Genomic DNA, 25,616 nt, shown 5'->3' with positions numbered 1-25,616 from the left:
GTCGATTTCCTGTACGATTAAGGAATCGACTTTTTTATTATAAACGGCCTAAAAATATAATTAATCTAAACCTGAGAATAAAAATTTTCAATTTCGTTGTATATAGTGTAAAAGCTTTTACAAAAAAATAAGGAGAATCGCTAATGAAGTCTAATGATAAAAATTTCATCCAACGATTAAAGCGCCAGAAAGAAGATGCTTTAGAATATATCGTTGATACCTATTTGCCTTTAATTAAAGGGGTAACTTATAAAGTGCTGTCCCCGCTTGAGAACGAGGGAGTTATTGAAGAATGTATGAACGATATTTTATTATCCATTTGGAACAATTCGAATAAATTTCATGGCGATTCGACTGATTTCAGAAAATGGATTTGTGCTATAGCCAAGTTTAAGTCTATTGATTATTACAGAAAAAATAGTAAAAGAGTAGAATTCACCACTAATGAAATGGAATTGAGCTCCGAAAAATCGGCAGAAGAAGAGTTGATTATGCTTGAGGATAAAACGGAATTAATTCAATTAATCCATTTATTAGAGCCTGTGGATCGGGATATTTTTATAATGAAATTTTTTCTTGGATTAAAGACAGAGGATATTTCAGCGAAACTCGATTTAACGAAAGCGTCCATCGATAATCGCATTTATAGAGGGAAAAAGACACTTTACACCAAAGCGATGCAGCTGAATTGGAAAGGTAGTGTATGATGAAGGATATTTATGAATTATTAAACGATATAGATCTAGACGACAAGCAGTATGTGGAAATGGAAGTAACTGAATTTGAAAAGACCAAGGTCAAGAAAGTATTAATGCAATCATTATCTCAAAATAAAAAAACAAAGCGTTGGAAAAAGAATGCTGCTGCTGCAGTCATACTAATCGGTATAACGGCTGCTACCTTTGGCGTTACGTTCCCTGCTTATGCTAGCGAAATCCCCGTTATAAGAAATATATTCAGGTTATTGGATACCGGAAGGATCGGATTTCATGATGACTATAAGACATATTCCAGCGAAATTAACATGTCAAAGGAGAGCAAAGGCATAAAATTGACGATTGAAGATGCGATTTTTGATGGGAAATCGGTTACCTTAACCTATGCATTAGAAAGTAATCAAGACTTGGGTGACGAACCAAAGTTACATGGTTTATTATATGCAAAAGGTGCACTCGGCGGGAGTCAAAGCTCTCAAATTACAAAAGTCGATGAAAATAGTTATGTAGGTTTAGTTCAAAGCAATATCGATTTTCGTAATCAAACGGAATTGGATCACGTAAATATAAACTGGACTATTGAAAATATAACAAATCCAAATAACGAAGAGAAAATACAAGGTAAATGGAGCTTTGCTCTTTCTTTAGACGCAACATCGAATCAAACACAGATCATAAATCAAAGTGTTGAACACGAGGGAGTAAAAGTGAACATAGACAACATAACTTTTACCCCCATGAGCTTTATCGTTTATTACAATCAAGTGATTTCGGATGAGACAAGAAATGAATGGGATGCTGTAGATGTGGATATCGAAATGAAGGATGACTTAGGCAATCATTATGTAGGTAAAGGCAATGGAGGAGCAGGTGAGCGAGGCGGCTATAACATGAACTGGAGTAAAACTTTTGAAAAATTAGACCCCAATGCTACCAAGCTTATACTGACACCTCAGATAAACTTGTATGAACACACTGCCGAAAATCATGGATCATTAGAAATAACGAGAGACGAAGGTTCAAAAGAAATTGTATTGCCTAAAAAATCAGGAAGAGGTAGAGAACAAATTAAATTGGATGATATTGTCATTGAAATAAAGAAATAAATGATAAGACATTAAGGCTTATGAGAGGACATGCTATGGTTGCTTCAGATTAAGCCATAAAAAAGCGAGCAGGATCGTATCCTGCTCTTTTTTTGTTGCATATTTAATAAGGAGAAACGATAATTTAATGATATGTGGGAAATAGGATTGATTACATTTATAAATAACAACTTTTGATTAAAGGGTAATATTAATCGGAAAAATGTGCTATAATTTAAAGTTGAAATTTCAAAGCTTTAACAACAACAAGAAAAGGTGAAACGAATGATAATGAACGAATGGGAACAACTTTTATGAATAATGAATTGAACCTTTATAAACGTATATTAAATAAACTGCCCGACTTGAATATTAAGCTTGCTGAACCCGTTAAAAATCACGCATATACAAAATTAGGGGGGAATGCAGATGTATTCATTACTCCAAATAAATATGATGAAATAAGCACTGTATATAAAATTGCGAAAGAAGAAAATGTTCCAGTTACCCTCTTGGGACATGGCTCCAATCTTATCGTGAAGGATGGCGGCCTTCGCGGGATTACGATGCATTTAAAAAACTTGAATGAAGTTCGAACCGAAAATAGTACAATTATTGCGCAGGCTGGAGCTTCGATTATAGATGTATCTAGGCAAGCATTAGAACAGCATCTGTCTGGACTTGAGTTTGCATGCGGCATCCCAGGTACGGTCGGTGGTGCTTTGTATATGAATGCAGGAGCCTATGGCGGACAAATTTCGGATGTATTAGTCAAAGCTTTAGTAATGAACGAAGCAGGCGAGCTTCTCACATTATCAAGTGAGGATCTGTCATTAAGTTATCGGAAAAGTAATATTTCTGCAAATAAATATGTCGTGCTCGAAGCTGTATTTAATCTTAAACAAGCTGAATATGCCGATATTAAAGAAAAAATGGATGAGTTCACTTTTGCGCGAGAAAGTAAACAGCCATTGGAATATCCTTCATGCGGCAGTGTATTCAAACGCCCGCCTGGATATTTTGCTGGAAAACTGATACAAGACAGCGGTTTGCAAGGGAAACGAATCGGAGGAGCAGAGGTATCCACAAAACATGCAGGTTTCATTGTAAATGTGGATCATGCTACATCTCAGGATTACATTGATTTAATCGAAGTTATTAAGACGACGGTAAAACAAAACTTTGGCATAGATTTAGAAACGGAAGTCATTGTCATTGGGGAAGACAATCAAAACTAAAACAAACGATTAAAGTTCAAAGACCCTTCCCATTCAATTGGCGAGGGTCTTTGATTTTTTACAATATTTATATTTATATAGCATTTTTGGTTTCTTATATAAAATATATCTATTATGTAATCAATTGACCTCAAGTGGGTGTGAATGCTACAGTTATCTCAGCCTTTAATCCTCACTTAACCCGTAGGGATTATGAGTTTAATACACAACCAAATTGGAGGAAACGATTTTGAAAAAGTTTAATGCATTTACGTTTGCCCTTGTTTTCTTATTTGTTATTACAGCATGCGCCAATAATGGCAGCAGCAATAAAGGAGAATCAGCCGCGGGGGTTAAAAAAGTTATTGTCGGCACTGGTAATGATTTCGAGCAAGTCGCTTTTCTCGATGATAACGGAAAGTTAACAGGCTACGACGTTGAAGTTATCAGAGAGATAGACAAACGTCTGAAAGAGTATGAATTTGAGTTTCAAACGATGGAATTTTCCAACATTCTATTAAGTCTAGAAACGAAAAAGATCGATATAGCCGCTCATCTATTTGAGAAAAATCCTGAGCGTGAACAAAAGTTTTATTTTAACGAAGAACCTTACGCTTATTGGCGGAACAAAATTATTATTGCAGCAGCAAACAATGAATCGATCAAGTCCTTAGATGATTTGAAAGGAAAAAAAGTGCTGATTGGCCCGACCAGCGCTCAAGCTCAAATCCTTGAAAATTACAATAAGGAGCATGATGGCGCAATAAAAATCGTGTACCAGCAAAACGATGCTAACGATGAAGTTCTTCAAATCACTAATGGACGGGTTGACGCAACAATAAGCGCAGACTTCCTTCTTCCGATCAAAGATCCGCAAGGCAAGCTCAAAGCAGTAGGAGATGCGCTTAATGAGGGGCATATCCAGTATGTACTCCGTAAAGACGACCCCGAGTCAAAGAAACTTGCCGACGCTGTGGATCAAACGATAAAAGAAATGAAAGCGGATGGAACCCTCGCAAAGCTTAGTACGGATTGGCTTGGTCAGGACTTTTCAAAATAAAAGCTTAACACTTTAAATGTGGAGGTGATTATTCACAATGGGAATTGCAGTGATTTATGGAAGCTCCCGCAAAAATGGAAACTCGGATCAACTAGCAAATTTATTAGTTGAAGGATTTGAAGCAGATAAAATTCACTTATCTGACTACAACATCGAGCCTATTGTCGATTACCGGCATTCTGAGAAAGAGCCTTACCCAAATGATGATTACCATCATCTGATCGAACGCGTAAAGGCACAAGATGTATTGGTGTTTGCGACGCCAATCTACTGGTATGGCGCATCAGGACTTACGAAGACGTTCATTGATAGATGGTCCCAATCATTAAGAGAGAATAAGACCGAGTTTCTATCTAGTTTTGCGTCAAAAACAGCTTGGATCATCGGTATAGGCGATGACGAGCCCCATCTGAAAGGAATTCCGCTTGTTCAGCAATTTCAATATATTTTCGACTATACGGGCACAAATTTTGCAGGTTACATCCTTGGGAGAGGCAACAAACCAGGCGATATTTTGCAAGATACCATTGCTTTGGCCACTGTGGAGGAAATCCGGAAAAAATGGCATACTTAATCAAAATGTAAATTTAGAGGAATTCACACGTTGTAACAACATCTGAATTCATTTTATAATGTAAAGAGGCAGGGAGGTGATAGGAATGGCAAATCAAATTGCCGGGAAAAGTAACTGCTCATGCAAAGCCTAATATTAGGGCGATACTTTGCGTGGGGCCGGACTGAAATATTTTCGCCCAATGGAGCTCATATCGTTTCTAATAAAAGCTTTGCACCTTATATTTTTTTTCATTAAAAATAAGGGGCTGAACAGCTATGAATAAACCATTTATTAGAAACCATCAATATAATTTAATTAAGAAACAAGCACATCTGCTTCAAACTGCGTGTAACACGGTATCCGATCCGAAAGTAGTTGAAGCGGTTAGGTATAGTACGCAAACAAAGATTTCCGAAGCATTCCCGGGCGCAACTGATCTTCAAAAGCATGAGTTAGAGAAGCTTGCAACGTTAAATAGGACGGAAGAAATTCAATTCTATTTGCAATCGCTGCAGCCTTTGATGTCGGAATTCACTCAAGTAACGGCAGCTCAAATAAAAAAGCTGTTTCCAAAAGTCAAAAAGCTAAAGGTACCCGATTTAGCTGATATTGACTACCGTTATGTCACGTATTTGGGTTGGACCGATATCGCATCTAATAGGCTGTTTCTTATTTACCGTCAAGACGGACAGCTTATCGGCATTGAAGGAAAGTTTACGCCAACAAATAAGAAAAGCACCTGTTTTTTGTGCAATAGACATGAAGAAGTTGCGTTATTCACGGCGATTACGAAATCAAGGCCTGCTAATGCTTCACCTGATTACTACAAGGCCATTGGAAATTATATGTGCGTAAACAGCGAAGCCTGCAACGCAAATATAACGGATGTCACCGTTTTAGAGAAATTCTTCAGCAACTTCATCGGAAAACATGAATCATAAAATGAAAAGAAGCATCAGAGATTCTGATGCTTCTTTTTTTATTGTGAGTTGCTTCTTCCAGTATCGCTGATTGCAGTCTACACAAGTTCTTCAAAAGTGTAAGTTACAATGAGGATAAGGAATAGTGGATAGGAGGACAAAAGAACAAATTTTTAAGAAAAGAAATGAAATTACGTTTCCGAAATACCCATTGGGGGTATAATGCGAATAACATACTGAACGAATAAACAGAGGAGTGTTATATAAAATGAAAAAACAATTGGTTTTACTTAGTGTTGCTGCGGTAATCGCTTTAAGTGGATGCGGTAAAAACGAAAGTGCTGAGAACGCTATGACCAGCAATCAAGGTGAAGACCACTCACAAATGAATCACTCCAATAGCAGTCAGCTTCCTAAAGGGTTAAAAGAAGCAACGAATCCAACCTACAAGGTGGGGAGTGAAGCGATTATAAAAGCAGACCATATGGCAGGAATGAATGGAGCTACAGCAACAATTGTGGGCGCCTATACGACTACTGCCTACGCTGTATCTTATACCCCAACAACGGGCGGCGAAAAAGTGACCAGTCATAAGTGGGTTATTCAAGAAGAAATTAAAGATGCAGGCGACAAACCCTATGAGCCAGGTACAGAAGTTATCCTTCAAGCAGACCATATGGCGGGTATGAACGGCGCAACCGCAACAATTGATTCCGCAGAGCAAACCACGGTTTATATGTTTGATTACGTTCCAACCACTGGGGGAGAAAAAATGAAAAACCATAAATGGGTAACGGAAAGCGAGCTTTCACCGAAGTGATCAACCGTTTCTGAACAAACGACGATTCTTTCTCAATAGTAGAGAGAATCGTCTTTTTTTATACAGGAAAACGGAACATTTTTACAAATAATGGCGTCTAATCCTTGTAAATAAAACAATGAGGTGATGATTTGCGAGGATTAAAAACCCGTTTGCTTATTTTATTCATTGTAGGTGCTGTTTCATTATCTATGACACCAGCATCCGTAAATGCGGCGCAGTTACCTGTTCTAGATGGCATTATCAGCATTGATGGAAATCATGCATTGGATAAAAAAGGTGTGCTCTGGTCATGGAATGAAAAAACATTTGAAGCCGTTCCCATCTTAGATCAAGTAAAGAAAATCTCGGAAAGCAATGCCGCCATAAGAACGGACGGCAGTGTGTGGACCTGGGGAAGAAAACCTGGAACGACGTCAAGCCTGTCTAATGTTCAACCCTCACAGGTGGAAGGTTTGGACAAAGTCATTGATATTTCAGGTAATTATGCATTAAAAGCAGATGGGACCGTATGGTCAATCGGTGGATTATGTGAATTTCAGATTCAAAATGATGCCTGCAGAGAAGGCAGTAGTAAGGAAGAGCAGCTTCGACCCGGCCGTATTGGCGAGCTAGAAAATATTGCTGCGATTGAAGGAAACGGTTATTTTCCGATTGCACTTGCAAAAGATGGGACAGTGTGGATTTGGGGGTACGATAAATATGGCGATTCCTTTCTGCCGATCACAGTGCTTGATAAAAGCAGCATGAAAACAGACCATTTAAAAGGTATCAGTTCTATTTCTAATGGAACACTCGTAACTTCTTCTTGGAATGTGTATATTATGAATCGATATTCTCTTTATGGGCTGACCGAGCCTAGCTTCAATCTGGCCAAGCTCGCTCCAAACGTTTCGGCTGTATCGGGCTTTGTTGATGGGATGGGAGATTTTCATGCCTTTTCATTTGTACTTACGAAAGATGGCAAAGTATCTTATTGGATTTGGCCTATACAAGATAAGAAGCTTTACCCTGTGAAAGGACTAGATCAAGTCAAGATGGTCAGCGCGATTGGCGAAGGAGCAGGTACAGCTTTGCATAAGGATGGAACGGTTTCATCTTGGGGGAAGTTGAGTCAGTATTACGGTGACGATAAATACAAATACAACTATAAGATCATACCTAAAAAAGTGGTTAAAGGCATCGGCATTCGCTTAAATAATAAATACCACCTAATGGACGCGCAAGCAGCTTTTATAAATGGATCCGTATTCGTGCCCGTCAGGGGACTTATTGAATCTCTCGGGGGTACGGTCAGCTACTCAAATGACATCGTAACGGTAAAATACGGTTCCCATTCAATCATAATGGAAGTGTGGAAGAATCAGGCAACGGTTGATGGCAATGTTGTAAAGTTGACTGCCCCTGTTCAAATCGTCAAAGGCAGTACGATGATTCCGCTGCGATTCGTTGCACAAGCACTTGGTGCAAATGTCGTATGGGATGGAAAAAATCAGGAAGTACATTTGACTATAAAGTGAACCGCAAATAAGCTTCAAAATAAGAAAATGAACAAAACCAGTTCAAACACATCCCATGTGTTGAACTGGTTTTTTGTTTTATAGGAAAGAAGCTTAGATTTGTCTTATTATCATTGAATCGCATACGATTTCCGTAATATTACATCTTATAGCTCGGTCAATTATGTCTTTATAATGTAAGGGTGTGACAACGAGAGGAGGGATGTCTATCATTCTATAATGAACTAGGAAAGTGAACGGAAGGCTATACGGAAATCGCATAAAAGTGAAACAATCTTTTTTGTAAACGCTCCCATTCGTATGTTTTTCGGTAGATCGCACATTTTCTCGCACCCCCACATTATTGAGGAGGAATATAATGCGCAATAAGTATGTTGCATGGTCGCTCATCGTCACCATGCTATTCTCGACCTTGCTCCTATCTACTGGACCGTTTACTCCCGTTTCTGCTGCAGGTGGATCAAATCTGTCGATCGGCAAAGACATTACAGCAAGTGGCCAATCTCAAACCTACAATCCAAGCAATGTGAAAGACAGCAACCAAGGAACGTATTGGGAAAGTGCAAATAACGCATTTCCACAATGGATTCAAGTCGATCTCGGCTCCAATACTAACATCGACCAGATCGTATTGAAGCTGCCTGCAGGCTGGGAAACCCGGACGCAAACACTTGCGGTTCAAGGCAGTGTTAATGGAACAACGTTTACGAATATTGCAGCTTCTACCGGTTATGTATTTAATCCGGCGGTTGCAAGCAATTCGGTCACAATTAACTTCGCTTCAACGAACACACGTTATGTTCGCTTGAATTTTACAGGCAATACGGGCTGGCCAGCGGCACAGTTATCCGAATTCGAAATTTATGGCACTGCGCTGACACCGTCACCAACTCCTACGTCAACGCCTACGGGCACCTATCAGGCTGAGTCTGCTGCATTGTCCGGCGGAGCGAGCGTAAATACGGATCATACCGGCTATGCCGGCACTGGATTTGTTGACGGCTACTTAGCACAAGGTGCGACAACAACGTTTACGGTCAGTGCAGCCGCGGCAGGCAGCCGCAACGTGACACTCAAGTACGCCAATGCTAGCGGAAGCACAAAAACAATAAGCATCTACGTTAACGGAACAAAAATCCGCCAAACCTCACTTCCAAACCTTGCGAACTGGGATACGTGGGGAACGAAAGCAGAGGCTCTCACTTTAAATGCAGGCTTCAATACGATTGCTTATAAATACGATGCAGGCGATTCCGGCAATGTCAATCTTGACCAAATCACGGTTGATTCAACGATCATTACACCTACACCTTCTCCTACAGCAACGGCAACTCCTACTCCAACAGCAACGCCAACGCCAACTCCTACGCCAACAGTGACACCAACTCCAACAGCAACGCCTACGACTCCTCCAGGTGGAAACATCGCTATTGGCAAAGCTATTAGCGCATCATCCAGCACACAAACGTTTATTGCAGCGAATGCAAACGACAATAACACCGCCACTTATTGGGAAGGCGACAGCGCTTCAAGCACCTTAACTCTTGATCTTGGGGCGAATCATGACATTACTTCCATCGTGCTGAAGCTGAATCCTTCAACAGAATGGGGCACTCGCACACAAACGATTCAAGTACTAGGCCATAACCAAAACTCAACAACCTTCAGCAGCTTAGTGTCGGCGCAAGCTTATACGTTTAATCCAGCTTCGGGCAATACGGTAGCGATTCCGATTACCTCGACGGTTAAACGTCTGCAGTTGAATATTACGACGAACTCCGGCGCACCTGGCGGTCAAATCGCTGAGTTTCAAGTATACGGAACGCCTGCTCAAAACCCTGATTTGACGATTACAGGCATGTCATGGGCACCGGTCTCACCAATAGAGACAAATGAAATTACACTGAACGCAACAGTTAAGAATATCGGCAACGCCAGTGCCCCGGCGACTAAAGTCAACTTCTACCTTAATAACACGCTTGCCGGATCTGCTCCAGCAGCCGCACTAGCAGCCGGTGCTTCAGCAACAGTGTCACTTAATGTTGGTGCCAAAACAGCAGCTACGTACTCAGTAAGCTCGAAGGTAGATGAGAACAATGCAATTATTGAGCAAAATGATGCCAACAACAGCTACACGAATCCATCTTCACTCATTGTCGCTCCTGTAGCCAGTTCCGATTTAATTGGAGCTGTATCCTGGACACCTAGTAATCCAGTTGCCAGCAACACAGTCGCTTTCAACGTTATCCTTAAAAATCAAGGAAACATTTCTTCAGCAATCGGCACCCATGGCGTAACCGTTATTCTTAAAAATTCAGCCGGCTCTACCATTCAGACCTACAACGGGTCATTTAGCGGTACTTTAGCAGCTGGCGCATCTGCAAATGTCAGTATTCCTGGAACATGGACAGCAGTAACTGGCAACTACACCGTATCAACAATCGTTGCTGTTGATGCCAATGAATTAGCAATTAAGCAAGCAAATAACACGAATTCAACAAGTCTAGTCGTTTATTCTGCTCGAGGTGCTAGCATGCCTTACAACAGGTACGATACGCAGGATGCGACTCGTGGTGGAGGGGCAACTTTACAATCTGCACCGACATTCGATCAGGCGCTGATTGCATCCGAGGCATCTGGTCAGAGCTACGTGTCACTTCCATCGAATGGCTCATATCTTCAGTGGAACGTAAGGCAAGGGGAGGGCGGAGTAGGCGTTACGATGAGATTTACGATGCCTGACTCGTCAGATGGCATGGGGCTCAGCGGATCACTTGATGTTTACGTCAATGGTGTCAAAGCCAAGACCATCCCGCTCACATCCTACTACAACTGGCAGTATTTCGCGAGTGATCAACCAGCTGACACTCCATCCGGAGGACGTCCGCTCTTCCGATTTGATGAGGTGCATTGGAAACTAGACACAGCCCTTCAACCTGGCGATACCATACGAATCCAAAAAAGCAATGCAGACAATCTCGAATATGGTGTAGACTTCCTTGAAATCGAGCAGGTTCCTGCTGCGATTCCCCGCCCAGCCAACTCGGTTTCTGTAACGGATTTTGGCGCTGTTGCAAACGATGGCCTCGATGATCTTGCAGCTTTCGAAGCTGCTGTAACATCAGCGGTTTCTACTGGGAAAATCATGTATATACCGGAAGGAACATTCCATCTCGGAAACATGTGGAAGGTCGGTTCTGTCAGTAGCATGATTAATGATATTACGATCATGGGTGCAGGCATCTGGCATACAAACATCCAGTTTACCAACCCTAATGTAGCATCGGGCGGCATTTCATTCCGTGTCGAAGGCAAGCTTGATTTTAGCAATATTTATATGAATTCCAAACTGCGTTCACGCTATCACGAGGGTGCTATTTACAAGGGCTTTATGGACAATTTCGGAAAAAATTCAAAGGTACACAATGTATGGGTTGAGCACTTTGAATGCGGTTTTTGGGTAGGGGATTATGCACATACACCAGCAATTTATGCGGATGGGCTAGTGATCGAAAATAGCCGTATCCGAAATAATCTTGCTGATGGTGTCAACTTCGCTCAAGGCACAAGTAATTCGACTGTTCGCAACAGCAGCGTCCGAAATAACGGTGATGATGGTCTTGCCGTATGGACGAGTAATGTAAATGGTGCCCGCGCGGGTGTCAACAATACTTTCTCGTTTAATACGATTGAGAATAACTGGCGTGCGGCTGCTATTGCATTTTTCGGCGGGGGAGGACATAAGGCTACTAACAACTTGATCATCGACACTGTCGGCGGATCTGGCATTCGAATGAACACTGTATTCCCAGGCTACCATTTCCAGAACAATACCGGCATTTTGTTCTCGGATACAACGATTATAAACAGCGGAACCAGTAAAGACCTCTACAATGGTGAACGCGGAGCTATCGATTTGGAGGCATCTAACGATTCCATCAAAAACGTGACGTTTACCAACATTGATATTATCAATACGCAGCGCAGTGCAATCCAGTTTGGATATGGCGGCGGATTTGAAAATATCGTGTTCAACAATATCAATATTAATGGTACGGGACGTGATGGAATCCTTACATCGCGGTTCACATCACCGCATCCAGGTGCGGCAATTTACACCTATACGGGGAATGGATCAGCAACGTTCAACAACCTGACGACTAGCAATATCGCTCATCCCAACACGAATTACATTCAGAATGGATTTGGTTTGATCATTCAGTAACAGATTGATCATTCAGTAACAATAAGAAATGCCTGTGTAGGGGAGTTCTTCGGAACTCCTCCATTTTTTTTATGTTTATCAAAGCTATTCAACGAAAATGGAAAATCTCAAAATACATATTAAATATATACGATTTTAGAAAATGAATCTGAAAAACAAACAATTGTAAGAGCAATTAGTTGATAACGTCGTTTATTAGATAACACAAAGCGATTAGTTAACCAAAATGTTGATGATTTAAATAAAAATAATCGGAATAATCCAAGCATTCTATGCATTAAATGAATTACCGTTCATATTTTATATATAAAAGAAGCAGTTCACTCCAGAAAGCAGGAGGTTATCGCATGAATGCCGAGCACAGTCAAGGACTTAATGCCATTTCGCAACCCGGTGAATTCACAGAGCTTGACCGTTTCATGTTCGAGTCGTGGGGTTATTTGATCATTCCTAATGTATTAACCGCTGACCAAGCACAGCAATGTTTGGAGGCATCTATTCGCCTGCATGAGAGAGAAGGTACAACCGGATGGGCTCAGGTTGGCCGAGGATTTGAAAGTGAACCCACGCTGGACCAGTTGATTGATCACCCTGCGGTGCTCCCAAAAGTGAGAGCATTATATGGCGATCGTTTCATTCTTCAATCCGCTTGGTGCACGAAGCAGCCTGCATTTGGAGGAGCAGGCGGCTGGCATCAGGATGGCTCAGGAGCCTACGATTTTAATCAACTAGCTTATCCGATTCCTCTGCTGCAGCTTCGTGCTTCCTATTTACTCACTGACCAATCGCTGCCTAGGATGGGCAACATGGAGATGATTCCAGGCAGCCATAGAGCCCAAGTTCCACTCCCGGCAGACATCCGCCGCGACAAAGGTGATTTGCCTGTAGGACATGTCATTTGTGCGCCTGCCGGATCTGTATTGCTCTTCCATAACGCGGTTTGGCATCGTACATATTATCATGACGGAGATTACGACCGTTATACCGCACATTATATTTATAGTCCGCCTTGGGTTCGATTCTCCGATCGCTTTACAAACAACACGGACTATTTGGAGCGTACAACGCCTATGCGCCGTTACTTAGCAGGAGAATATGAGCGGCCAGACGCGCCATTTGGCGCCGGGTACCCCGCAACGGCTTTTAAAGATTAGTTATTCGCCGCTTAAGCAAATATTTGAATAATGGAGGGATTTTCGAATGTTAAATGTCGCGATGATTAGCAAATGGCATGTTCATGCTGATGGATATGCCAAACACCTGCAATCACTTGGGAACGTAAACATAACAGCAGTTTGGGATGAAATAACGGAGAGAGGGCGAACGTGGGCAGCAGAGCTCGGAGCTGCTTTTGAATCTGATCTGGATACGCTGCTTCAAAGGGAAGACGTAGATGCTGTTGTCATTGATGCCCCTACCAGCATGCACGCGGGAGTCATGGTTGCTGCTGCGCAAGCTGGAAAACATATTTTCACAGAGAAATCGATGGCGCTTACGGTAGCCGAATGCGACAAAATTACGGCTGCTGTACAAAAATCCGGCGTGAAGTTTTGTATATCTTTTCCCGCTCGAACAAGGCCTCACCATTTATTCGCAAAACAGCTTCTGGATGATGGGCTGCTTGGCGCCGTTACGCTGCTGCGTATCCGAAATGGTCACGACGGAGCATTAAACAATTGGCTGCCTGAATACTGGTACGATGAGAAACAGGCAGGCGGCGGAGCTATGATGGATCTTGGTTGCCATCCGATGTATTTGGCAAGCTGGCTGCTTGGTGAGCCGAGACGAATTACATCCATGTTTAATTATTTTACGGGCCGGGCTGTTGAAGATAATGCACAATGCTCGATTGAGTTTGCTAACAACGCGGTTGCGCTGCTGGAAACGAGCCTTGTTACTTACTCGACGCCATCTGCGTTTGAACTATACGGTACGGAAGGGACACTGATCATATCCGGAGAAGATGTTAAATTTGCTTCCAAACATACCGATTCACCGCTCCAAGGCTGGATTTCACCTCGACAGCTTCCAAAGGAGCAGCCGCTTCCACTAACACAATGGGTGGATGGCATTCTGAACGACAAGCCGATGCCATTTGGACTCGAGGACGGAACAAAGCTGACGGAGCTTCTTGAAACGGCATATATCGCACATCACGAGAGAAGAACGGTAGATTTTAAACGGCAAGGAGGAAATTAATTAGATGCGAACAGTAAAGGTAGGTATTATCGGATGCGGCATGATTGCTGGCGGCAAACATATGCCAAGCTTAGCCAAGGTGGGTAATGTAAAGATGGTCGCATTCTGCGATCTAATCGAAGAAAGAGCGCGCGAAGCTGCTGAGAAGTATGGAGTTCCCGGCGCGAAGGTTTTTACCGATTATAAGCAGCTATTAGCCATGGAGGATATTGAAGTCATTCATGTATTGACGCCAAATATTTCACATGCCGTCATTTCAATCGATGCCATGGAAGCAGGCAAACACGTTATGTGTGAGAAGCCGATGGCCAAGACCAGTGCCGAAGCGAAAGCGATGTACGAAGCTCATGTTAGAACCGGCAAGAAGCTGACAGTCGGCTACCAGAACCGCAGCAAAGCTCAGTCGTTGCTGTTAAAAAAAATGATCGAGAATGATGAGCTTGGCGAGATCTATTATGCCAAAGCGGTTGCAACAAGGCGTAGAGGGGTTCCTACATGGGGAGTATTTCTGGATAAAGAGAAACAAGGCGGCGGACCTTTGATCGATATTGGCACCCATTCACTGGATCTCATCCTATGGCTGATGAACAATTATGAACCTCACAGTGTTGTAGGCAGTGTGTTTCAGAAGCTGAAGGATACAGAAAATGCAGCTAATGAATGGGGATCATGGGACCCAGAGCAGTTTGAAGTAGAAGATTCCGCTTTTGGTTATGTGAAATTCAAAAACGGTGCTGTCGTTTCAATTGAAACCAGCTGGGCACTTAATATCGCCAAATCTGAAGGATCATATTTGTGCGGTACGAAGGGCGGTGCTGATTTTCATGATGGTCTGCGCATTAACGGTGAGAGGGACGGCAGCTTATTTCTCAACGTCATCGACGTGAAAGCAACCGAGAGAGAGCAATTCCGTGGAGAAAACCTGACTGATTTCGAGTATGAAGCCAAGCAGTGGATCAGCAGTATTGTGAACGACACCGATCCGCTCGTTAAGCCTGAAGAGGCGATGGTGGTATCGGCTATTCTGGAAGCGGTTTACTTATCAGCCGAAACCGGAAAAACGATCTACTTCGATTGATAGGCAGCTCAAGGACAAAAGTAAAAAGTAAGAAGGACGATAATAATATGAATTGCTTTAAAGGACGGTATCCTGAGGTCATTAGACTTCTGGATATCGTCCTTTTCAATTGGTGTGCCCTATATTTAAGATGAAGATTTAGTGCTTTTTGCAGAGCTGAGGTGATCAATTTGATCATCTAGTACTTTGCCGGCTCTCTCTAGAAACAGTGTAATCAGTTCCAGCTCTGCATCTGTATAGGAGGAAGCCAGCTTCACCATCTCGTTGTGAAGTGGAATATACGTATTGCTGACATCTTCTTTCTGTTCATAGAGCGGAACAATAATCACTTTGCGACGGTCATTGGGATCGTTTTGCCTGCGTACGTAACCGAATTTTTCAAGGCGGTCAATTAATGCTGTCACACTTCCAGTAGCAAGCCCAGTTAGTTTGGACAACTCACCGGCTGTGATTGGTCCTTTTTCACGTAAAATATCCACAGATAAAAAATCATTATTATATAAGCCGAGAGCAGCAGCTACATTTTGTTGGTACAAAACTGTTCGGCTTCCTAGTCCGCGCATACGTGCGACGAATTGTTCCTGCTGATCGGTCGCTTGCACTTGTTGCTCGCTTGACAAAGGACAAACCTCCTTTTAAGATATGGGTATCTCGGATTTCGAGATACTTTGTTATAAAGATATTAGATGAAATGAATTTAATCAAGTTCATTCTATCGAAATCATTCATAATTTGCAAAAACTTTAGTCATGATGGCTAAACACTTTAATCCATATTTGAGATCGGAATGCTATAAGACATAGAATAATTATTTATTATGAGGAGGATTTTTATGAAAGATACCATTTTTATTAAAGGTGCACGTGAAAACAACCTGAAAAATGTTTCCCTTTCAATTCCAAAGTACAAGCTGGTCGTTCTTACAGGTCCATCAGGATCTGGCAAATCAACTTTGACAATGGATACACTTCAAAGAGAATGCCAAAGGCAGTATTTGGACTCCATGGGCATGACTTCGGATTCAATAGGGAAGCCGAAGGTTGAGTCTATCGAAGGATTGTCACCTTCCATCAGCGTTGGACAGCATGTTACCAATCGAAATCCGCGCTCAACAGTCGGAACAGTAACCGATATCTATACGTTTGTAAGGTTTATCTTCTCGCGACTAGGGGAGCGGATTTGCCCTTCTTGCAGCGGTCACATAGCTCCTTCATTTGAGCTCATAGGTGCAATGGCCGATGAAGATGAGGAAATGGATCATCAAATGATAGGCTGTCCTCACTGCGGAGCAGCGCTTGAGCAGCTAGGAATGTCGCACTTTTCCTTCAACAAGCCAGAAGGAGCTTGCGGAGCTTGCAGTGGGCTTGGACATGTGGCAAGCATTAATGAAGCAGCCGTTTTCAATTCGGAGCTCAGTTTGCGCGATGGAGGAGTGGCTTCTCTGAACGGGGTTCATCGCGATATTCAAATTCGTATTTTGATGGCGGCAGGAAAGCATTACGGCTTTGCATTTGATCCGGATCAGCCTTTAAAGGATTTCGGAGAGGTACAGCGCGATTTGTTATATTATGGTGTCGAGAGTGAAGCCTTTAAGGGGCATTATCCAAATGTGAAGCCTGTCCAAGGTACAAAATTCGAAGGGGTCATCCCTGGTTTATGGCGGCGTTATAAAGAAAAAGAAGGGGAAACAGGCACTGCGGAAAAAGAGGGAAGTTTTTTTCATGAACAGCTTTGCCCGGAATGCCTAGGTGCACGCCTTAAGAAAGAAGTTCGTCTTGTTCAAGTAGCCGGCTCAACCATCTCCGATGTATCGGAATGGTCACTCAGTGATGTATTTAAGTGGACCGAGGAATTACAAGAGACGCTCCCGCCTGAAGGTCATTATCTACTCGAACCCATTCTGCATGATATGCCTACTAGGCTAAAACGAATCATTGATGTTGGCCTAGGCTATCTTTCCCTGAATCGGCAAACCGTTTCGTTATCCGGCGGCGAAGCACAGCGGCTGCGGCTCGCATCGCTGCTCGGTTCTGGCCTCACCGGAGTACTTTATATTTTGGATGAACCGACCACGGGTCTTCATCCCTGTGATACATCCGGTCTCATACGAGTACTTCAGCAGCTTCGTGATTTAGGCAATACAGTACTCGTAATCGAACACGATGTTAAGATGATGCGTGCTGCAGACCATATCATCGATATAGGTCCTGGCGCTGGGTTGGAACCGTCGTAGGCGAAGGAAGTCTGGAGGATTTAATGTCCAGTAAGCTTTCGGTTACAGGCGCTTATTTGAGAGAAGAGAATGGCTCAACTCCTGTACGCGTCCGCAGAACAGGCAATGGTCAGTTTATTACAATCGAGCAAGCTAAACTCCGTAATGTTGACATTCCAACTGTGTCATTCCCGCTTGGCTGTCTCGTTTCAGTTACAGGAGTATCTGGCTCCGGCAAATCCACGCTTGTTTTTGATATCCTTGCAGAAGGAAGTCAGAAAGAATTGGACCGAATAGGGTGCAAGGAAATAACGGGCTTGGAGCATGTCGGAAATGTCGTTATATTTGACCAGACACCCATGGGACGAGTGCAGCGCTCCAACGTAGCAACGTATACGGATGTGTTTACGCAGCTGCGCCAGTTGTTTGCCGGCCTGCCTGAAGCTAAAAAAAGAAAACTGACAACCAAACATTTCTCATTTAACACCTCTGGTGGTCGTTGTGAGACCTGTCAGGGTCTAGGTGTGCTTTCCGTTGATATGAACTTCTTGCCTGATCTGGAGGTAAAGTGTCTTGACTGCAAAGGAAAACGATTTACGGATGAGGTTTTGCAGGTTCAGTATGAAGGATACTCTATATCGGATTTGCTGAATATGTCTGTGCAGGAAAGCTTAGCTATTCTCAAAAATGAAACAAAGATAACAGGTATTATCGAGATGCTTTGTGAAGTCGGACTAGGCTACTTGAAATGGGGGCAATCGGTCAAAACGTTATCTGGCGGCGAAGGACAGCGGATCAGACTGGCGAAAGAGCTGAGCAAGCCTTCCAAAAACCATACGCTCTACCTGCTGGATGAACCGACTACAGGCCTCCATCCATCTGACATTAAGCAGCTCCATACTTTACTCAGCAAGCTGGTTGATACAGGCAATACGGTAATCGTTGTTGAGCATAGTCTGGAACTGATACGAGAATCCGATTGGGTTATCGATATCGGCCCAGAAGGGGGCGCAGCCGGCGGAAAATTAGTAGCAGAAGGCACGCCTGAGCGTGTAGCGGAAGTGGCAGAGTCGTATACGGGTATGTTCTTAAAGGAAATGTTGGCTAAAAGGCAGTAATTATAGCTTGCCAATCTATTGCTAAATCAATACGTAGTGAAGGTACTGTCATGCTAACAGTACCTTTTTTTGTTAACTATTCCAAATGGAGAGTAAAATTCAATTACTATTATAACGAATCACTAATTTATGGTAAATTACAGTAGTGCAACATTTAAATCAAAGGAGGAGATCACCGTTTCTAATGCTCTAAATAAACATAATGAATACCCAATGGTAAGCATTCCAGCTGGAGTAATTGAATTAAGAGATGACCGGACGAAGCGAAAATGGAAGTCTGATATTAAACCCTTTTATCTTTCACCTTATCCCGTAACGATGGAATTGTATTTAGCTGTAACCAAAAAATCTCCTCTTTCTTTGAGTAGTGATCAAAGACCAGTGGTCAATATCTCTTGGAATGAAGCCATTTATTTTTGTAATTTACTGTCCCTGAATGCAGGATTAACAGAGTGTTACTCATTCAGTCAGGATGGAGATCATATTGAATGTGATTGGGAATCTGATGGCTATCGCCTCCCGACAGAGGCAGAGTGGCAATATGCGTGTAAAGCAGGAACAGCTGGCTATCAATACGGAGAGATTGATAAAATCGCTTGGTACAATGGAAATTCGGGAGACAGCATTCATGAAGTAGGTAAAAAAGAACCCAACGCATGGGGTTTATATGATATGTTAGGAAATGTCTGGGAATGGTGCTGGGATTTATATGATGAGCAGGTATATGGCTCATATCGCATTTTTCGGGGCGGCAGCTGGGCTGAAGAAGCGAGAGGCTGCGGAGCTACTTGTCGTCGTCGCAGTCATCCGTCATTTTGTATTGACGACCTTGGGTTTCGCCTTGCCAAATCATGTTAACGATTGATAATAACCGCGGAGGTATAGACCTCGGCGGTTATTTCTAATTCCTATTAAGCTATTTGCTATTCATAAGCTCACGCAGCGCATCAGCAAATTTGGAGATTCCTAAACCAATTTCAGCTTCTTTTGCTCGAGCAAAAGTAAATCTTACGAAACCAGAATCCGATCCGTACACACTACCAGGAACAAAAACAATCCCTCTTTTAATGGACTCCTCCAGCAGCTTTCCATCGTGAACATCCGGAACTAGCTTACACCATAGATGAAGACCACCTTGTGGGGCAGTAAACGTAACCAATCCTGGAAGTTCCTTCTGCAATGCTTCAATAAGTAAATCTCGTTTATATTGGAGCTGCATTCGCAAGCGGTCAAGATGAGGTTCAAAGTAATTGGACTTCAAAAATTGTGCCGCTACCTGCTGCGGTATAACGCTAAGTCCAAAATCCATTTGCTGCCTTGCGTCAGCAAGTCTCTCCACAATGGAGTTAGGGGCAACCATCCAACCTATTCGCATGCCAGATGCAGCTATTTTGGAAAAAGAACCGATATAGAGGACAGACCCAATTGAATCCATTGATTTCAGCGGTGAAGGCGGTAAACCTTCATAGTCCGTTAAGCTAAATGGGTCATCCTCGACAATAGGTAGCGCCAACTCGCTTGCGACGTCAAGCAGCTGTTTGCGGCGTTCAGCACCGAACACTGTACCTGTTGGGTTCTGATAGTTGGGGTTCATGAACACCATTTTGATCCGATGTTTTTTGTATAAAGCACGAATGTCCTCAGGACATACCCCTTGACTGTCAACAGGAAGTCGGAACAACCTAAGCCCAGCTGATTGAAACATAGGCAGAGAATAGCAGTAGGAAGGATCTTCAATCGCAACCGCGTCGCCAGGCGACAACAAACACTGGGTTATTAAATATAACGATTGCTGAGATCCCGATGTGATCAAAATCGATGATTCCGTTGTCTTAATACCCCGATGTTGATCTAGATAGGATACCAATGCTTGTCTAAGCGGAATATACCCTTGAGGATTATCATAACCCAAATATGAAGTATATTTATTCTCGCTCATCAACGTTGTAATTTCATCATTTGGAGCCAAATCTGCCGACAGCTCACCGCTAGCAAAATCGATGAGAGAGGGGTTTTGATTGAGCGCTTCACGAATTCTTCGCATAAAGGGCAAGTTAGGTAGAAAGCTGCCGCCCTCAGCGTACCGACTCCAATTAGGCGTGTGCTTGGGAGTGGCTCCCCATTTTGTTTTGGATACACGCGTTCCACTGCCTGTCTGACTTTCAATAATCCCCATCGATCGAAGCTCGGCAAATGCCAAAATGACTGTACTGCGGTTTACGCCTAGTTGTACAGCCAATTTTCTCTCAGATGGAAGCAAGCTGCCAGGAGGGAATTCACCGTAGGAAATCCGTCTTTCTAGATGATCGGTAATTTGTTTATATATAGGAATTTTACTTTTCCTCTCAAGTTCCCACATCAGGTTCACATCCCTTGCTTGTAAATAAAACATTATAGTCATGATTATCATACCACTGATTTTCAAACTGAAAGAGGCTGTTTTCAACCTAACTATGACAGTTAAATGAAAACCAATCGAATTGGATGGTAGTAATTCATCCGATTTGGATGGTTCGTTTTTTCGCTTTTTATTTTATGATAAACGTTAATTCACATTTCAATGAACTGCACGTATTAGGGATCAAAAATATACTGCTAACATATAGGGGGAAATCATATGCAAGTACCTATCGGCGTATGGATTGTATCTTTTATAATCGTAGCCATTCTTTCATGGATTACATTTTGGATCACGAACAAAGCGTATTCAAGACGTTGGGAAGATCATGATGACAGCAACCTAAATAATTAAAAAAAAAAGATTGTGAGCTACAACAACAAATTGCACAGGAAGTGGAAATCAGTAACGACAAAAGCTTTGTTGTTACTGGTTTTTTTGTGTTCTTCTTAATAGTTCTGCGTAATTTCTTACGATAAAAAATAAAAGGTCAACATTCAATCATTACTTGCATTTTGCAAATAATTGCGTTATAAATAGATCAAGAGGTGAAACAAGTGGAGAACACTAGAGAGATGTTTCAAATAATGACTCGCCGGTTTGGGCTTCTGGATAAAAATTGTTGCACAGCGGGCGGAGTGGATATCTCATTAATTCAAAGCCATATTATTTATGAGATCGATCGAAAACATAATCCATCGATTCAGCAGGTGGCGGATTCACTATCCATAGACATCACGACGTTTAGCCGCCAAGTTCAAAGCCTTGTGAAGTTAGGATTGGTGAAGAAAACACAACTTCCTGAAGACCGGAGAATCAATATTTTAACGTTAACGACTGAAGGCAAGTACATTTCAACAGTCATTGATGGCCAAATGAATGACTATTTAAAAGAGGTCTTTTCGCATATGTCTGAATTTGAACAAGACATGGTCATAAACTCGATAAAATTGCTTAACGACAGCATGGCAAAATCGAAAGTATGTTGTACAACACTGGGATAATTATTTATCCCTTAAAAAATCACTAATACTTGCAATTTGCAAATAATATCGAGGAGGAAATAAAATGATGAAAAGTATTCCTGTTAACCAAATTAGCTGCTGTGAGGTACATGACAACGAAAAAAGCAATTTGCCAATTGCAATTATAGGAGCTGGACCGGTAGGTCTTGCGGCTGCTGCACATTTACGTTTAAAAGGAGAGTCATTTTTACTTTTAGAAGCTGGTTGCGATATCGGAGCAAATATTAAAAAATGGGAGCATGTAAGACTCTTTTCCCCATGGGAATATAACATCGATAAAGCAGCTAAACAATTGTTGCTTTTAACCAACTGGATCACACCACAAAATACGGATATTCCAACAGGGAAAGAACTTGTAGAACAATATTTAAAGCCTCTATCAGAGCTCTCTGAAATAAGTCCGTCTATTCATTTGAATACGAAGGTGACTGCCATTAGCCGTAAGGGTTTAAGTAAAGTTAAAACGAACGGTCGTGATGATTTGCCTTTTGCCATTCACGCCACCCAAAATGGCAGCCAACATCTTTTTGAAGCAAGAGCGGTTATTGATGCCACGGGAACATGGTCAAATCCAAACCCGCTTCGTTCGGATGGTGTGTTCTTATTAGAAGAAAAAGCGCTTAGCAATCAAATATATTATGGCATCCCAGATTTGCTCGGAAAGGATGAAGAACGTTACCGCGGAAAAAAAGTCCTTGTCGTTGGAAGCGGTCATTCCGCTATTAATACACTTTTGGAACTTGGCAAACTTCAAAAGCAAACAAACGAGACTGAAATTGTATGGGCAATACGAAAACATAATCTTGAGAATGTTTATGGCGGACGTGAGTTAGATGGATTACCGGCTAGGGGTGAACTCGGAAATCGAATTCAAAAATTAGTAGAATCGGGAATTTTGAAAGTGATGACCTCGTTTTATATTGAAGAATTAAAGGAGAGTAACGGGAAAATTCATGTTATCGGTACGGTTGGATCAGAGAAAGCTTTTATTGACGGTGTCGACGAGATCGTATGCAACACAGGCTCACGTCCTGATTTATCATTTGTCCGTGAGGTAAGAGTGATGACGGACCCGAGTCTTGAAAGTGCATATGAGTTAGCGCCACTAATCGATCCAAACGTTCATAGCTGCGGTACAGTTAGACCTCATGGTGAACTCGAATTACGTCAACCTGAGAAAGATTTTTACATTGTGGGTGCCAAAAGCTATGGAAGAGCACCGACCTTCTTAATGACAACCGGCTATGAGCAAGTTAGATCGATTGTAGCCGCTTTAGTGGGGGATATGGAGTCTGCTCGTAAAGTAGAGCTGGAATTGCCGGAGACAGGTGTTTGTAGCATTGGTGTCGGCGGCGGAGACAGTTGCTGTGGGCCAGATCAAAAGTAGAAATAATATACGATGTTCCAGCAAGTAATTTGCCTAGTATTCTAGGAATACCGAAATGTTCCGTCTACTTTCGTAGCCAGTATGAGCAACGTTCTACTTCAAACAACCTAAAACAAAGGGCATTTATTCAATCTAATGCCCTTTGTTTTGTTTATTTAGGAAGAAGGGGCGACTTTGAATGGTTATAAACACTCGAAATTTTCACATCTCATCATATTCGCCATTGATTATATAAGTAGTTAGTTATATAATTATGAAATGAAAAGAAGCCAACGGGAGAAAACAGAGGGAGGTACTACATATGGAGCAAACGATACAGGAAATGGCCGAGGCTTATAAATTATTAGCCGATAAAACGCGGTTAACCATCGTAGCACTGCTCAAAGAAAAGGAACTATGTGTATGTGATATCACTGACATTATCGGGATGTCTCAGCCAAATGCCAGCCAGCATCTACGAAAACTAAAATCAGCCGGACTTCTAAATGAAAAGAAAAAAGGGCAGTGGGTATATTACTCCCTTAATCCGGATGCGGAAGCCTATGTACAGTGCGTGTATCCGTACCTGCCTTCCATGAAAGAAAAAATAGCAGGCTTAAAAAATTACAGCTGTGATACACAGGGGGAAGTATGACACTCATTGCCATTTTAATCTTTTTGCTTACGCTCACGTTTGTAATCTGGCAACCAAAAGGACTAAGTATTGGTTGGTCGGCAGCTGCCGGAGCTATTCTGGCTCTTCTGTTTGGCGTCGTAAGCTTTGCTGATGTTAGTACGGTTACGGGTATTGTTTGGAATGCTACGCTTGCCTTTGTAGCCATTATCGTAATATCGCTTCTTTTAGATGAAATCGGCTTTTTCGAATGGGCGGCGCTTCACATGGCGCGGCTCGCACAAGGCAATGGAAAGCTTATGTTTGTTTATGTTGTTCTTCTTGGTGCAGCAGTATCGGCTTTCTTTGCCAATGACGGCGCCGCGCTTATTTTAACACCTATTGTGCTTGCGATGGTGCGTGCACTCAAATTTGATCAGAAAATGATTTTGCCATTCATTATGGCCAGCGGTTTTATCGCAGACACAACTTCGCTCCCTTTTGTAATCAGTAACCTCGTTAATATCGTTTCCGTTGATTTTTTTGGAATCGGCTTTATCGAGTATGCTAGCCGGATGATTATTCCGAACTTTTTTTCGCTGTTGGCGAGCCTTCTGGTCTTGTTTTTGTTCTTCCGTAAAAGCATCCCAGGTCACTACGATTTAAAACAGCTCAAGAAGCCGTCTGAAGCTATAAAAGATAAGAAGATGTTCCGAATTTCGTGGGTAATCTTAGCCATGTTACTTCTCGCATACCTTTTAATTCAATACATTCATGTTCCAATTTCCGTCATAGCAGGCGTCGCTGCAATCTTGTTTATTTTAGCTGCTCGACGCAGCCCGGCTATTCAAACTTGGAAGCTGGTCAAGGGCGCTCCTTGGGCAGTTGTCATCTTCTCCATTGGCATGTACGTGGTTGTTTATGGACTTCGTAATGTGGGACTTACAGATGAACTAGGAAAAGTCATTCAAGCCATCGCCGACAAGGGACTATTCATCTCCACTATCGGTATGGGATTCCTTGCTGCGATATTGTCTTCGGTCATGAACAATATGCCAACCGTGATGATCGATGCATTAGCCATAAAAGGAACAGCAACGCAAGGCGTCATTCGTGAATCTTTGGTGTATGCCAACGTTATCGGCAGTAATTTGGGACCTAAAATGACACCCATCGGATCGCTCGCGACACTATTGTGGCTGCACGTATTATCACGTAAGGGTGTAAAAATCACATGGGGAAATTATTTTAAAACGGGTATCATTCTCACGATCCCAACGCTCTTTATCACATTAACAGGGTTGTATATGTGGCTGCATTTCATCCATTCAACAAGCATTAATGTATGGGTGTTGATTGCCGTAATTACCGCCATTTTGGTTCTAATCGCCATATGGATAAATGCTAGGATAAGCTCGAAAATGGGCAAAACGAGATTTCAAGAAGAGATCGTAAAAGTTAACTCGAGAATATAGGAGGCCGATAATA

General features: G+C 42.3%; 20 protein-coding genes and 1 pseudogene. 19 read left to right on the top strand and 2 right to left on the bottom strand.

Annotation, left to right across the window (positions count from 1 at the left end; all coding sequences use genetic code 11):
* The first annotated feature begins 143 nt into the window (after positions 1–143).
* From AB4Z50_RS25060 to AB4Z50_RS25005, 12 genes are all read left to right on the top strand, one after another.
* The gene (locus tag AB4Z50_RS25060) at positions 144–707 is read left to right on the top strand and encodes a sigma-70 family RNA polymerase sigma factor (protein WP_441883245.1); all 564 of its coding nucleotides are present in this window, start codon (positions 144–146) and stop codon (positions 705–707) included.
* Positions 707–1,822, top strand: a complete 1,116-nt coding sequence (locus AB4Z50_RS25055; protein WP_441883309.1) for a DUF4179 domain-containing protein — start codon at positions 707–709, stop codon at positions 1,820–1,822. Before AB4Z50_RS25060 ends, AB4Z50_RS25055 begins: the two co-directional genes overlap by 1 nt.
* 278 nt (positions 1,823–2,100) lie before the next feature.
* Entirely contained in the window at positions 2,101–3,039 is a 939-nt protein-coding gene (murB, locus tag AB4Z50_RS25050) for a UDP-N-acetylmuramate dehydrogenase (RefSeq protein ID WP_441883243.1), read from the top strand.
* A 229-nt stretch (positions 3,040–3,268) separates the two neighbouring features.
* Complete coding sequence (locus AB4Z50_RS25045) at positions 3,269–4,078, top strand: transporter substrate-binding domain-containing protein (RefSeq protein WP_441883241.1); 810 nt, start codon at positions 3,269–3,271, stop codon at positions 4,076–4,078.
* Between the two features lie 37 nt (positions 4,079–4,115).
* The gene (locus AB4Z50_RS25040) at positions 4,116–4,652 is read left to right on the top strand and encodes a flavodoxin family protein (protein ID WP_441883239.1); all 537 of its coding nucleotides are present in this window, start codon (positions 4,116–4,118) and stop codon (positions 4,650–4,652) included.
* Positions 4,653–4,909: 257 nt separating this feature from the next.
* A complete protein-coding gene (locus tag AB4Z50_RS25035; RefSeq protein WP_441883237.1) occupies positions 4,910–5,575 on the top strand; it encodes a FusB/FusC family EF-G-binding protein in 666 nt (221 codons plus the stop codon).
* A gap of 247 nt (positions 5,576–5,822) precedes the next feature.
* Positions 5,823–6,374 (top strand): YdhK family protein, encoded by a 552-nt coding sequence (locus tag AB4Z50_RS25030; RefSeq protein WP_441883235.1) that lies wholly within the window; start codon positions 5,823–5,825, stop codon positions 6,372–6,374.
* Positions 6,375–6,505: 131 nt separating this feature from the next.
* Positions 6,506–7,894, top strand: coding sequence for a stalk domain-containing protein (locus tag AB4Z50_RS25025; RefSeq protein WP_441883233.1), 1,389 nt, complete (start codon positions 6,506–6,508; stop codon positions 7,892–7,894).
* Between the two features lie 358 nt (positions 7,895–8,252).
* Entirely contained in the window at positions 8,253–12,119 is a 3,867-nt protein-coding gene (locus AB4Z50_RS25020; protein ID WP_441883231.1) for a discoidin domain-containing protein, read from the top strand.
* 347 nt (positions 12,120–12,466) lie between these two features.
* On the top strand, positions 12,467–13,273 hold the full coding sequence (locus AB4Z50_RS25015) for a phytanoyl-CoA dioxygenase family protein (RefSeq protein ID WP_441883229.1): 807 nt from the start codon (positions 12,467–12,469) through the stop codon (positions 13,271–13,273).
* Positions 13,274–13,319: 46 nt separating this feature from the next.
* Entirely contained in the window at positions 13,320–14,318 is a 999-nt protein-coding gene (locus AB4Z50_RS25010) for a Gfo/Idh/MocA family protein (protein WP_441883227.1), read from the top strand.
* A 4-nt stretch (positions 14,319–14,322) separates the two neighbouring features.
* Positions 14,323–15,396, top strand: a complete 1,074-nt coding sequence (locus AB4Z50_RS25005) for a Gfo/Idh/MocA family protein (protein ID WP_441883225.1) — start codon at positions 14,323–14,325, stop codon at positions 15,394–15,396.
* A 125-nt stretch (positions 15,397–15,521) separates the two neighbouring features.
* Here the strand turns inward: AB4Z50_RS25005 and AB4Z50_RS25000 are convergent, their stop codons facing one another.
* On the bottom strand, positions 15,522–16,016 hold the full coding sequence (locus tag AB4Z50_RS25000; RefSeq protein ID WP_441883223.1) for a MarR family winged helix-turn-helix transcriptional regulator: 495 nt from the start codon (positions 16,014–16,016) through the stop codon (positions 15,522–15,524).
* A 212-nt stretch (positions 16,017–16,228) separates the two neighbouring features.
* Here AB4Z50_RS25000 and uvrA point away from each other — a divergent pair.
* Both uvrA and AB4Z50_RS24990 read left to right on the top strand, forming a co-directional pair.
* Positions 16,229–18,726, top strand: a pseudogene (uvrA, locus tag AB4Z50_RS24995) (excinuclease ABC subunit UvrA).
* A 213-nt stretch (positions 18,727–18,939) separates the two neighbouring features.
* Positions 18,940–19,584: a formylglycine-generating enzyme family protein gene (locus tag AB4Z50_RS24990; RefSeq protein ID WP_441883307.1), complete on the top strand. Its 645-nt coding sequence runs from the start codon at positions 18,940–18,942 to the stop codon at positions 19,582–19,584.
* A 58-nt stretch (positions 19,585–19,642) separates the two neighbouring features.
* Here AB4Z50_RS24990 and pdxR read toward each other — a convergent pair whose 3' ends face one another.
* Positions 19,643–21,085: a MocR-like pyridoxine biosynthesis transcription factor PdxR gene (gene pdxR / locus AB4Z50_RS24985; protein ID WP_441883221.1), complete on the bottom strand. Its 1,443-nt coding sequence runs from the start codon at positions 21,083–21,085 to the stop codon at positions 19,643–19,645.
* Positions 21,086–21,343: 258 nt separating this feature from the next.
* Between pdxR and AB4Z50_RS24980 the strand changes: the two genes are divergently transcribed.
* The 5 genes from AB4Z50_RS24980 to AB4Z50_RS24960 all read left to right on the top strand — a co-directional run bounded on the left by AB4Z50_RS24980 (position 21,344) and on the right by AB4Z50_RS24960 (position 25,603).
* A complete protein-coding gene (locus tag AB4Z50_RS24980; protein ID WP_256710766.1) occupies positions 21,344–21,478 on the top strand; it encodes a hypothetical protein in 135 nt (44 codons plus the stop codon).
* 203 nt (positions 21,479–21,681) lie between these two features.
* Positions 21,682–22,128: a MarR family winged helix-turn-helix transcriptional regulator gene (locus tag AB4Z50_RS24975; protein ID WP_441883219.1), complete on the top strand. Its 447-nt coding sequence runs from the start codon at positions 21,682–21,684 to the stop codon at positions 22,126–22,128.
* A gap of 67 nt (positions 22,129–22,195) precedes the next feature.
* Complete coding sequence (locus AB4Z50_RS24970) at positions 22,196–23,536, top strand: NAD(P)-binding domain-containing protein (RefSeq protein WP_441883305.1); 1,341 nt, start codon at positions 22,196–22,198, stop codon at positions 23,534–23,536.
* Positions 23,537–23,837: 301 nt separating this feature from the next.
* Entirely contained in the window at positions 23,838–24,170 is a 333-nt protein-coding gene (locus AB4Z50_RS24965; RefSeq protein WP_441883217.1) for an ArsR/SmtB family transcription factor, read from the top strand.
* A complete protein-coding gene (locus tag AB4Z50_RS24960; RefSeq protein ID WP_441883215.1) occupies positions 24,167–25,603 on the top strand; it encodes an arsenic transporter in 1,437 nt (478 codons plus the stop codon). Before AB4Z50_RS24965 ends, AB4Z50_RS24960 begins: the two co-directional genes overlap by 4 nt.
* The last annotated feature ends 13 nt before the right edge of the window (positions 25,604–25,616 follow it).

It is taken from the genome of Paenibacillus sp. 2TAB26 (genome assembly GCF_052115145.1).
Taxonomy (GTDB): Bacteria; Bacillota; Bacilli; order Paenibacillales; family Paenibacillaceae; genus Pristimantibacillus.
This window is presented reverse-complemented; position numbering and strand designations above follow the sequence as displayed.

Excerpts from the sequence above, each read along its gene's own strand:
- AB4Z50_RS25030 (WP_441883235.1), top strand. The coding sequence starts at position 5,823 with ATGAAAAAACAATTGGTTTTACTTAGTGTTGCTGCGGTAATCGCTTTA.
- AB4Z50_RS24960 (WP_441883215.1), top strand. The coding sequence starts at position 24,167 with ATGACACTCATTGCCATTTTAATCTTTTTGCTTACGCTCACGTTTGTA.
- AB4Z50_RS25010 (WP_441883227.1), top strand. The coding sequence starts at position 13,320 with ATGTTAAATGTCGCGATGATTAGCAAATGGCATGTTCATGCTGATGGA.
- AB4Z50_RS24990 (WP_441883307.1), top strand. The coding sequence starts at position 18,940 with ATGGTAAGCATTCCAGCTGGAGTAATTGAATTAAGAGATGACCGGACG.
- AB4Z50_RS25035 (WP_441883237.1), top strand. The coding sequence starts at position 4,910 with ATGAATAAACCATTTATTAGAAACCATCAATATAATTTAATTAAGAAA.
- AB4Z50_RS25055 (WP_441883309.1), top strand. The coding sequence starts at position 707 with ATGAAGGATATTTATGAATTATTAAACGATATAGATCTAGACGACAAG.
- AB4Z50_RS25015 (WP_441883229.1), top strand. The coding sequence starts at position 12,467 with ATGAATGCCGAGCACAGTCAAGGACTTAATGCCATTTCGCAACCCGGT.
- AB4Z50_RS25020 (WP_441883231.1), top strand. The coding sequence starts at position 8,253 with ATGCGCAATAAGTATGTTGCATGGTCGCTCATCGTCACCATGCTATTC.
- AB4Z50_RS25060 (WP_441883245.1), top strand. The coding sequence starts at position 144 with ATGAAGTCTAATGATAAAAATTTCATCCAACGATTAAAGCGCCAGAAA.
- AB4Z50_RS24965 (WP_441883217.1), top strand. The coding sequence starts at position 23,838 with ATGGAGCAAACGATACAGGAAATGGCCGAGGCTTATAAATTATTAGCC.
- murB (WP_441883243.1), top strand. The coding sequence starts at position 2,101 with ATGGGAACAACTTTTATGAATAATGAATTGAACCTTTATAAACGTATA.
- AB4Z50_RS25040 (WP_441883239.1), top strand. The coding sequence starts at position 4,116 with ATGGGAATTGCAGTGATTTATGGAAGCTCCCGCAAAAATGGAAACTCG.
- AB4Z50_RS24970 (WP_441883305.1), top strand. The coding sequence starts at position 22,196 with ATGAAAAGTATTCCTGTTAACCAAATTAGCTGCTGTGAGGTACATGAC.
- pdxR (WP_441883221.1), bottom strand. The coding sequence starts at position 21,085 with ATGTGGGAACTTGAGAGGAAAAGTAAAATTCCTATATATAAACAAATT.
- AB4Z50_RS24980 (WP_256710766.1), top strand. The coding sequence starts at position 21,344 with ATGCAAGTACCTATCGGCGTATGGATTGTATCTTTTATAATCGTAGCC.
- AB4Z50_RS25005 (WP_441883225.1), top strand. The coding sequence starts at position 14,323 with ATGCGAACAGTAAAGGTAGGTATTATCGGATGCGGCATGATTGCTGGC.